The sequence below is a fragment of the Planotetraspora kaengkrachanensis genome, assembly GCF_016862895.1.
GTDB lineage: Bacteria > Actinomycetota > Actinomycetes > Streptosporangiales > Streptosporangiaceae > Planotetraspora > Planotetraspora kaengkrachanensis.
This window is the reverse complement of the sequence record NZ_BONV01000083.1, coordinates 1-1,034: the sequence shown is the minus strand read 5'-3', so window position 1 is coordinate 1,034 and position 1,034 is coordinate 1. Positions and strand designations below refer to the sequence as shown.

1 protein-coding gene is annotated in these 1,034 nt (G+C 67.9%); it reads right to left on the bottom strand.

All coding sequences use genetic code 11. The features are described from left to right. A partial coding sequence (locus Pka01_RS40440) for a Gfo/Idh/MocA family protein (protein WP_203888323.1) occupies positions 1 to 1,034 on the bottom strand: 1,034 nt, incomplete at both ends.

Sequence of the window (1,034 nt, the reverse complement as noted above, 5' to 3'; positions counted from 1 at the left end):
TCGGTGCCGGTGGCGATGGCTTGCAGGAAGTCCTTCACTTCGTGGGTGAAGGCGTGTTCGTAGCCGAGTGCGTGGCCGGGGGGCCACCAGGCGCCGGCGTAGGGGTGCCCGGCCTCGGTGACGAGGATCTTACGGAAGCCGGCTTCTTCCGCGGGCAGGGTGTGGTCGTGGAACCACAGTTCGTTCATGGCTTCGAAGTCGAAGGACAGCGAGCCGGCCGAGCCGTTGATCTCGATGCGCAGGGAGTTCTTGCGGCCGGAGGCGAAGCGGGTGGCTTCGAAGGAGGCCACGGCTCCGCCGGCGAAGCGGCCGAGGAACAGCGCGGTGTCATCGACGGTCACCTCGCCTTGTTCGGTGCTGCCGCTGGCGGCCAGGCCTTGGGAGGCTTCGGCCAGGGGGCGGTGTTTGACGAAGGTTTCGGTGATGGCCGAGACGCCGGTGAGCAGGTCGCCGGTGATGTATTGGGCGGTGTCGATGATGTGGGCGCCGATGTCGCCCAGGGCGCCGGATCCTGCTTTGTCTTTTTGCAGGCGCCAGACCAGGGGGAAGTCCGGGTCGGTGATCCAGTCCTGGAGGTATTGGGCGCGGACGTGGCGGATGGTGCCGATCCTGCCTTGTTCGACCAGTTGGCGGGCCAGGGCGACGGCGGGGACGCGCCGGTAGTTGAAGGCGACCATCGAGCGCACCCCCTTGGCGGAGGCCTGGGCGGCGGCTGCTGCCATGGCTTCGGCTTCGGCGACGGTGTTGGCCAGGGGTTTTTCCACGATGACGTGTTTGCCGGCGGCCAGGGCGGCGATGGCGATCTCGGCGTGGGAGTCGCCGGGGGTGCAGATGTCGACGATCTGCACGTCGTCGCGGGTGATCAGGTTTTTCCAGTCGGTTTCCACCGCGGCCCAGCCGAGTTGGGCGGCTGCCGCGGTGGTCGCTTCGGGCGACCTGCCCGCGAGCACCGTCATGGACGGGCTCACGGGCAGATCGAAGAACGCGCCGACACTTCGCCAGGCCTGGGAGTGCACACGCCCCATGAACGCGTA